Source organism: Endozoicomonas sp. SESOKO3 (assembly GCF_024606255.1).
On the sequence record NZ_JAHHPR010000496.1, the window covers coordinates 1 to 9,434 of the forward strand.

At 47.7% G+C, this 9,434-nt stretch carries 8 protein-coding genes; 5 read left to right on the top strand and 3 right to left on the bottom strand.

The window, feature by feature from the left end; translation table 11 throughout:
• On the top strand, positions 1-339 hold a 339-nt coding region (locus KDK18_RS08620), incomplete at its 5' end, for a hypothetical protein (RefSeq protein WP_257254496.1).
• Positions 340-394: 55 nt separating this feature from the next.
• Entirely contained in the window at positions 395-2,500 is a 2,106-nt protein-coding gene (locus KDK18_RS08625) for an ATP-binding cassette domain-containing protein (RefSeq protein ID WP_257254497.1), read from the top strand.
• On the opposite strand, the gene KDK18_RS08630 is transcribed toward KDK18_RS08625, so the two are convergent.
• From KDK18_RS08630 to KDK18_RS08640, 3 genes are read right to left on the bottom strand one after another with little or no spacing between them, the layout of a single operon-like run.
• The gene (locus KDK18_RS08630) at positions 2,464-3,474 is read right to left on the bottom strand and encodes a M23 family metallopeptidase (RefSeq protein ID WP_257254498.1); all 1,011 of its coding nucleotides are present in this window, start codon (positions 3,472-3,474) and stop codon (positions 2,464-2,466) included. The genes KDK18_RS08625 and KDK18_RS08630 overlap by 37 nt on opposite strands.
• A 3-nt stretch (positions 3,475-3,477) precedes the next feature.
• On the bottom strand, positions 3,478-4,950 hold the full coding sequence (locus KDK18_RS08635; protein ID WP_257254499.1) for a hypothetical protein: 1,473 nt from the start codon (positions 4,948-4,950) through the stop codon (positions 3,478-3,480).
• Between the two features lie 60 nt (positions 4,951-5,010).
• On the bottom strand, positions 5,011-6,282 hold the full coding sequence (locus KDK18_RS08640) for a TolC family protein (RefSeq protein ID WP_257254500.1): 1,272 nt from the start codon (positions 6,280-6,282) through the stop codon (positions 5,011-5,013).
• A gap of 263 nt (positions 6,283-6,545) precedes the next feature.
• On the opposite strand from KDK18_RS08640, the gene KDK18_RS08645 reads away from it, so the two are divergent.
• From KDK18_RS08645 to KDK18_RS08655, 3 genes are all read left to right on the top strand, one after another.
• Positions 6,546-7,151 (top strand): hypothetical protein, encoded by a 606-nt coding sequence (locus KDK18_RS08645; protein ID WP_257254501.1) that lies wholly within the window; start codon positions 6,546-6,548, stop codon positions 7,149-7,151.
• A complete protein-coding gene (locus KDK18_RS08650) occupies positions 7,151-8,431 on the top strand; it encodes an HlyD family type I secretion periplasmic adaptor subunit (RefSeq protein WP_257254502.1) in 1,281 nt (426 codons plus the stop codon). Before KDK18_RS08645 ends, KDK18_RS08650 begins: the two co-directional genes overlap by 1 nt.
• Before the next feature lie 459 nt (positions 8,432-8,890).
• A complete protein-coding gene (locus KDK18_RS08655; protein WP_257254503.1) occupies positions 8,891-9,232 on the top strand; it encodes a hypothetical protein in 342 nt (113 codons plus the stop codon).
• Positions 9,233-9,434: the final 202 nt, after the last annotated feature.

The window sequence follows — 9,434 nt, forward strand, 5'->3', positions numbered from 1 at the left end:
GATCTGGCAGCCCTGCAAAACAATGCCACACGGATAGACGGTGGCGCTGACAGCGACACCCTCAATCTGAACAACGGTGGCACCTGGGATCTGGGTAATTTCACCAGCCTTATTGATAATGTTGAAAAGATTGATTTCAGCGATGGAAGTGCCGATACCATCACTATCTCCATGAATGATGTCAGTGCTCTTACCGGAAGTAACAGTCTGACCATTGATGTTGATGGCAGTAACACTGATGGTATTACTGTGAATGATGAGACCAGTGTTGATACCAGTAATGCCAATCAGCACATATACAGCGACGGTACTAATACCATAACCGTCAACTTCCTCTGATGGATTCAGGCCAGTAGGTTCAGAGGGCGCCAGGATAACTAAAAGAGCGCCTTTTATGCTTAAATTCAACCTCAAAGATTGTTTCCTCACCATTTGCCATCATATGGGGGCCGATGTTGTCAGAGAAGATTTAGAGACACTCACGCAAGATGGTCAGGAGTTTGATCATCGGCGCCTTAAACAGGCCGCTGCCTACTGTGGCCTGGACATGATAAAAAAATGCAGCGGACTTAATGATATTACGGAAAACGACTTACCCTGCATCATTCAGTTAAAGAAAAAAAAATTCATGACCATCACCGAAATTCGTAACGGTGAGTATTTTGTAGCATCACGAAAACATCCTCTGGGATTATGGTTGTCTTTGTCACGATTAGCATCGGTTTATACCGGCACGCTTTTCTGTTTCAGTGAACAACAGGACAAAGCCACTGCCAGCAAGCTATTGATGCCTGCCTGGTTTCGCGCACAGATGAACGAACTCCGACCTCACTACGTTCAGGTATTGCTGGCGACCCTGATGGTCAATCTACTGACTCTGTCGCTACCGTTATTCACCAACATGGTGTTCGACAAACTCATCCCAACCTTTGCTACTGATACGCTGCTTGTTCTGGGGATTGGCATGCTGTTGGTAGTGACCTTTGATTTTGTCTTGCGCTGGCTCCGCACTTATTTTGTCGATGAGGCCTGCCGGGTTATTGAAAAGCGCAGTGAACAGTTCATCATGGGCCGCCTTGTTCAGCTGAAGCAGAGTGAACTGCCTGACTCTACGGGCCGCATTACCCATACTGTGGAAAATTTTGCCCGGGTTAAAGAATTTCTGTCCGGAACGGTGGTGTTATCATTTCTGGATGCACCATTTTTTATTCTGTTTACCCTCATAATAGGAATGATCAGTGGCGTCATGGCACTCATTCCTATTGGCATTGCGGCCTGCCTGATACCGATTGCGATATTCAGCTATCGAGGCACGCGTCATCGTGCCAGCCAGCTGACCCGCGCCAACAATGCCAAAAGTGCCTTTCTCTACGAAGTGAGTTCAGAGCTGGAAGCCATTAAAACCCTGGGTGCGACACGCAAGACTCAGGCGCGCTGGCGTAGTTTGGTCACCCGTTCTGCCTGGGCATCGCTGGCCAGTAAACAGTCTAATATTCTGCTCAACACCCTGGTGGCAAGTGCCAGCCAGATTGTGGTCATCGGCATGCTTGTCCTGGGTGTCTTCCAGATACACAGCGGTAATCTTTCGTCTGGCTCTCTGTTTGCCTGCATTATTCTTGGTAGCAGGGCCATTGTTCCGCTGATGAGTCTGGCCATGGCAGTTAATCGCCTAAGCTTCTCCATCAAGGCATTGAAAGAGATTAACGATCTGCTGGGTCTGGCAGGAGAGGATGACTGCAACGATAAGCTCAATGTTCCAACCCTGAAAGGAGTGATTGAATTCGATAAAGTGTCCTATCGATATAAAGCCACGGAACCTGAAATTCTGAAGAACATCAGCCTGAAGATTGAGCCGGGAGAGCGGGTAGCCATACTGGGTGCATCTGGCTCCGGGAAAAGTACACTCATCCGCATGATTCAGGGGCTGGTGGAACCGACTGAAGGCAATGTAATGATCGATGGTCGCAATCTGCAGCACCTTAATCTGGACCATTACCGCAGCCACTTCGCCGTGGCACCTCAAAAACCCTCCGTATTCGCTGGCACACTGAAAAGTAACCTGATGCTCGGACAGAGTTCAGCATCCACTAAAAAGCTGGATGAAGCCTGTTATGGGGCTTGTCTGGATGGATTTGTCCAGAAGTGCTCCCGGGGCTATGCCCACGAAGTTTTAGAACGGGGCGAGAATCTCTCCGGTGGTCAACGACAGGCACTTTGCCTGGCTCGTGCTCTGTTGCGTCGGGGTCGTTTACTGATCCTTGATGAACCCACCAGTGCCTATGATAATTACAATGAAACGCTTTTCTGTCAGCGTCTTCCGGGTATCCTGGAAGACGACCAGACGCTGATTCTTGTCACTCACCGGCAAAACCTGTTGCAATTGGTGGATCGGATTATCGTGATATCGGAAGGTCGTATCATCGGTGACGGTAGTCGCAGTCGCGTGCTGAAGGAGCTCAATTTTCAACGGTCAGTCACATCTTCAACACCTACTGCATAATCAAAAACCTTTTTAATAGGCGGGAGTGATGTGCGCTTCAGTTTCACCCTCCCCTGCCAGCGGCCCCACAGTTCCGGGCGAATAGCCGGATTATTGATGCCGATGTAATAAAATTGCTGTGCCTTGCCTGATTTCAGTTCCGGGAAAGTATGTGCTTTGACAAGTTCGTCATTGGGTGCAACGAAACTCAACGTTACCTGATCACCCGTTGACAGCCCGACGAACCGGACCCAAAAAAACAGGCGCTGGTTTTTGTCACCAGCGCCGTTATTAAAATTTCCACTTTCAATCGACTGGTAGTTGACCGGGGGAGTGCTATTGAAACCCTGATCCAATAGCAACCCCGGGAGGTAGGTTATCCTGTTGTCTTCGATCCCGAGCCACAGACTGTTGAGCGTATCCCCACACTCGCTTCTGTCTGGTTTTCCGATAAACGGGTCAATCGTCTTATTGTGATGTGTCACCTGAAAATGGACATGGGGAAATTCGGTTAATCCCGACAGGCCAATTTCTCCCAGTAACTGCCCCTGTTCGACCTGATCACCTTTTTTGATGGTCAGACTCCCCTTTTTCAGATGGCCATAAATGCTGCGCCAGCCACCCCCATGCTGGATAACAACGGCATTGCCCAGACCGATCTGTTTTATTTCCTTACGTCGGGCAGGGTTCAGATAAGTATCCGCAATGCCATCCCGTGTCGCGACAACCGTGCCATCGGCTGCTGCCAGCACAGAAACACCTTTATTCATTTGGGGCAGGTTAACTAACCTGATATCGGTACCAGAATGGCCGTCATAGGTTTGCTGACGGCACTGATAGTCGCTGTGGCCCGAAGTGGGATCATGGTCAACATAGTTTTGGATAAAGCAATCAACACCATAATGACAAGCCACCGGGAAAATAAAATCCGGACTGTTGTCAGCCGAAGCGGCCAGACTCCAGACCAGAGGAATGATATGCCGGTGAACCCTCACGTCTCAATTTCCTTTTATTCTGGCCTTCATATCCTTAATCGCCCTGGACATGGAAATGAACATCTTTTCCATTCGTGACTGCCTGATTTGGCTGTCCTGGTTATCTTCCTGAACTTTATCGGAAAGTGCCTGCAACTGCAGAGAGACACCTTTAAGTTCGGTGGCAGAGGCGTCTGTTTTCTGTGCGATGAATGCTTTCAGCTCGGTGACCTGCTCAGTGGTTTTCCCATGACTGCGTCCCAGAGCCTGCTGCTCATTCAGCAGAGCATTGACAATCTGAACCAGCCGATGCTTGCTTTCCTGTACTGCGCCCAGTGCTTCTATACTGGCATCGGCCTGAGTAGAGAACATCTGGCGCAGTTTTTCTGATTCCCGCAATTGCAGCTCTGCTTGCGCTAACTGATCCGACTGGAGTCTGGCAGAAGTTTCAATATGTTGTTCAGTCCGTAGCAGGGATTCAGACAGCCCGGAGGTCTCATTGGCCAGCTCACGGTGATTATTGTTGAGTAAAGTGATCAGGTTTTGCCACTGCCTGTCATCTGCAGATTGAATACTGATTCTCTTCAGAGTATTGGCGATGGTACTGAGCTGGGTGGTAATCTGCTCCAGTTGCCCGTTTCCGATGGCTGGAGCGGCAGTGGTCGTAGCCGCTCCACCATTAGAACTTCTCTCAACGGTGTGCTCAGCCAGCCAGTTTTCCATGGCAGAGGTGAAGTAATGGCCGGCCTTGTCCAGGCTGAGCAGAAAAATACCCAGTACCAACGAAGTACTCAGACCCATAAGGGAAGAACCGAAGGCGGTGCTCATGCCGCCAAGAGGCCCTTCCAGACCTCGGATCAGCTTGATCAGGGTTTCCATAATATCACCGCCATCCAAGCCTCCTGCCAGATCAGACAGGATGCCCCCGATGGAGCCAATGGTGATGGTGAGGCCAAGGAAAGTTCCAAGTAGTCCGATAAAAACCAGCAGGTCGGTGAAGTAGCGAATGAAGGCGGACTTTTCGCTCATACTGTCCTGCAGAGAGTCTACCAGAGCTCGGGTTGCTGGTGCCGAGAGTCTGATAACACCCAGAGATGCAACATTGTTTTTGAGCAGGGTGACAGTTGGCCCCATCAGGTGCATCTTCAACGGTTTGGGTTTGCCCTGCTTGTTCTGGCTGCTCCTGTCTATTTGGATGTTCTGATCGCCCGGATCATCCGAACCGTCCTGGTCGGCTTTATTTTCAAACAAGATCTCATCCAGTTTGGCAACCACCAGAACATCATCTTTAAGATGATACACATAGATGAAGCAGAGCACCGAACCGACTATGAATACCGATAAAATCGTACCGTTCAGCGGCAGATTTGACATAAGTGCCGTGATAAAAAAATCTCTGGAAAAATAAACCAGGATAATGCTGGCTACGACGACAAACTGCATACGCCTTATGAAGCTCTCTATTCTTTTCGGGTTGGCAATATGCAGCTCAGACATGTCCTTATTATCCCTTTTTGTCCGTGTTGCCCGTCGTTCTCTCGCCTGTCCTCTGAAACATCATTGGGACTCGTCTGCCAGACTTCGCACTGTGTTGATGACATCATTCAGGTAATAGCGGATTTTCAGCGTACTCTTGTAATACTCAAACCGGAACACGGCGCTCTGGACTCGACTGTTATGGTAATCCCCCTGGGCTGTGGTGATATCCAGCAGGGTCTTTTCACCCAATTCAAATTCTTTGTAATAGAGGTCGACAATTTCGCGGTTGGTTTCCAGTGCCTCTTTATTGACGGCCTTTTCATCTCTTAACTTCAACATCGCGCTGTAAGCTTCCTCTGCCTCTTTTTCCAGTGCCAGTGTTGCCTCTCGTAACTGATGATTAGCCCGCATCACTTTGGCATTAGTTTCATCAACATTGCTTCGGGCCTTGAATCCGTCCCAGATGTCATAACTCATTGTGATACCGGCAGCCTGTGTGCTTGACCATTTGCCGTTGGTGTCCAGAGAGTTTTCCCTGTTGGTTTCAATTTTCAGGTCAAATTTGGGATATAGATCGGAACGGGCTTTGTCTCGATTTTCTTTGGCGAACTCAATGTTTTTTCTGAGAGACTGGATCTGATAACTCCGGGTTGTTGCAAATTCGACCAGTTCCTTCGGGGTTTGCTTGATGACCAGTCCGTCCAGCGAAGGAATTGTCAGGTTTTCTGGCTCAATGTTCGTCAGGCTTTTAAAGGTTTTACGGGCAAACGTCAGGTCTGTCTGATACTGGATCAGCTCAAGCTGGGCATTCTGGCTCAGACTGGTCAGACGCTGAACATCAGATTTGCTGGACGCACCTGTCTGATTTCGGGTTTCAAGGATGCCCAGAAAACGATCGTAAAAGGCGATATTCTCTTTGATATATCTGATCACTTCCTCAAGCTTGAGTATCTCCAGAAAGGTGTTTGAGGTGAGCAGGACGAGCTGCTCACGGCCGTTATTAAGATCCTGCTGGTAGGCATTTAGCTTGTATTTTCTGGCGCTGATCTGGTTAGAAGTCCGACCAAAATCGTACAACACCTGATTAAGAGTTACTGATGATTTGCGCTTTTGCTGCCAGGAACTGTCTGAATTGTTGCTCTTGCCACTTTCCAACTGGAGGGTAACCTTGGGGTGGTAGTTGGCGTAACTCTTGTCCAGTTGAGCCTCTCCAACCTCAACCGTAGCCTCCAGAGACTTCAAGGTCGGGTTGATCTCCAGTGCTTTGTTGACCGCTTCAGGTAACGATAAGGCACTCACTGGAGAGATAAGAATTAATAAACTCACCCCGAGCAGACTTTTTAGTTTCATAAAATTTGATCCTGCCTGTCCTGATTTTTTTGCCGCGTACCCCTACCCCATCTCTTCAATCCAATGGATATAGGACTTTAAAAGCCTCAGAGTCTTATTCGGCCCACAGCACGAAAACTGCAAAGGATCGCTTCTTTTAGTATTCCGTTTTGCGGTAAACATTTATTAAGAAACGCATCAGACAGGCGATAGATAACCAGACAACAGTTGATGTAACGGTTCCTGTTTGAATTTCTACACTACACATCTGCAACTGGAGCACAATGGCTAAAAAAGTTGAAAGCAACCCATGGCCCGGATTTGTGGATGCTCTTTCGACCACACTGCTGGTCTTTGTTTTCCTGGTCGTTGTGTTGGTTATGGTCGTTTCTGCGCTGAGTGTTCAGGTGGGTTATGATATTGCGCAGTCGTCTATTGAAGCTGAGCATGCGGCAGCCGGCTCAACCGAAGGACTGGAATCGGGTCAGCAAGCCTCGGTGGAATCGGATATTGAGAAGGAAATCATTTCTGAAGCCATGAGCGTTAATTTAGAGAGCCAGGTATCCACAGAGATTAAGAGTAAACTCATTCGCATAAAGTACGAAGATTTCAACTCACGTCTTTCTGAAGCGGCAAACAAGGAGCTGGAAGAATGGGTTCAGGCAAACATAGCTGATTTTCAGGGTAAAACGATCCATGTTATTAGCCTGCTCAATAGCAGAAGCCTGGCGAAAACGGTTTCTTACGAAATTGCATTCAACCGAATTTCTCAAGTTCGAAAAATTCTTCTGGATGCTGGCATGCCCGCTGAATTTATCAAAATCAGACTGGACGAATCCGGCACCGAGCAACGAAACCAGGTGGTTATCAAACTGGTGGATAACGAATAATGATGAAGCCACTGCTTACCCGAATGCGGCACCGATCGTTTTCCCGCTATTCCATCATTTTTACCATCACTTTTATCGTTCTGTGTTTTCTGGTCTGGTCAGCCATTATCGAAATAGATGTGGTCGTCAAGAGCAATGGTCGGGTGACTACTTTCAGCAATAACCGTGTGGTTGAGCATCTGGAAGGCGGTATTCTTACCGAACTGCACGTGCAAGAAGGGCAGCGGATTCACAAAGACATGGTATTGTTTACGGTGATGAATCCTTCCTTGACCGAGAATATCAGCATTTTGAACCAAAGACTCAGAGGGCTGACCGCAAAAGCGCAACGATTGTATGCTGAAATGACGGGTAAAGAACTGATCGCTGCGAGCAAACAAAAGACTCGGAATAACGAGCATTATCTTAACGAACAAGAGCTGTATAAAAAACGTGCCAGAAAGCTCAGCGAACAAATCTCCATTGTCCGCCAGCAGATTAACAAAGAAGAAGCCCAGTTATCTGAGCTTGACCAGGTCATCAAGGACATGAAAAACGAACGGGCGGTAGCTCAAAAGCAGTTGGATATACTGACGACGCTTCTTCAGGAAGGTGCTGGTTCGATTCATAATCAGCTGGAAAAAAAGATGGCGTTGCTGAAAATTGAGACCAGAATCAATCAGTCAATGAAACAGATTCCGGTCATTGCTGCCAACCTGTCAGAGCTGCGTTTAAAGAAAAAAAAACTGATGACAGATTTTCGTGAAGAGGCACAGCATAATTACAACAAAGTCCGGTTAGAAATTGTTCAAATTCAGGCACAGATTCACTCTTCCAGTGAACGGCAGGTCCGTAAAAAAGTGGCGGCACCGGTTACAGGTACTCTGCATACCCTGCATGTCAATACTATTGGTGAGGTCGTATCGCCGGGTTCGATATTGGCAGAGATAGTGCCAGATGGAGTTCCCCTGATGGTAGAAGCTATGGTGGCACCACATGACAGAGCCAGAGTCTGGCCCGGTCAGTCAGTGAATGTTCGGGTTTCTGCCTACGATTATACGACTTATGGCTCTCTGAGGGGCAAGGTTCTGGAGGTGAGTGCTGACACTTATGTAGATAGTGTCACGGCTAAGCATTACTACAAGGCTATGATTGAGACGGAAAGTTCAGGGTTTGATGAAAATAATCAGTTGATCCCGGGTATGACCGTTGAACTCAATATACTGGCAGGTAAACGCACGCTTCTTGGTTATCTGCTGGGGCCGTTGTCTGAATCCATTCAATTTACTGCGAGACTGTAATTCAATTTGTGTCAACGCTCGTGGCCCTTATCGGGCTCCACGCTGAGCGAAACTCCGTCCAAAAATCTTAGTGACAAGGGATCCTGAAGTTTAAAAAAACCTGTTGCACCTTTCTATAAAGAGAAGAGAGCGTTGGAATTGATACCCCGCTATTTAAAATAGCTATCACACGGAGGCTGACCGAGAATAGACTGCCCCTCCGCGGCAACTGCTCCTGCATTGCTCTATCAGCCTGTCGAACTTAAGGCTGTCCTACTGCGGTTGTTGTCATTAGCGGAGCTCCCAATTTCTGCTTTCCCTTGGTAGAGAGAAGGTCAGCTACTTCGAATACGTTCAATTTCGAGGTTAATTATCCCTTAGCAAACGTTATGGCCTATTATCTTCCTGTCTGCGCTTCGCTGTGGTCGTTACCTTCCACCCCGCAAGACTTGGTACACAGCTGCCGACCACAGCTTTACCGTGGCGACCATTTCAGGTCGCAAGATTGTACGCGCTTCAAGGCGCACCTCCACCAGTACCATACTGCAACAGTTTGAATACAACTTTCCTATCATTGTGATAGCCATTGCCAATTTCCAGTTTCAATTCCTTGTTTATAAACTTTATTTTATACAACAGGAGGATTACCCCATGAATGCATCCAGCCAGATAGAGAAAAAACAGGATAGTTTCAATGTTCCTGCTCAGCAATCCAACAAGCAAAGTGATTGCAATTTCAACAATGACTATTATGGAGACCGGGTCTGCCGTGCACCTTCTAATCCGAAAGAAATGGCAAAATGCAGAGTTGATCATCAATAAATTCATGATTGAGTACTAAAACTGCCTAAAATCGTTCCGGACGATCCTGTTACTTCCGGGTTTGGATGGGAGCACGAAAATAAACGACGCATTGCTTAAGAAGTTTTGTCGTTCTTTCGGGTGACATTACATTGTCCTGTAACGGATAAACAAAAACCCCAGCCGATCACTCAACTGGGGTTTTGCTTTATTCAATGCCTGG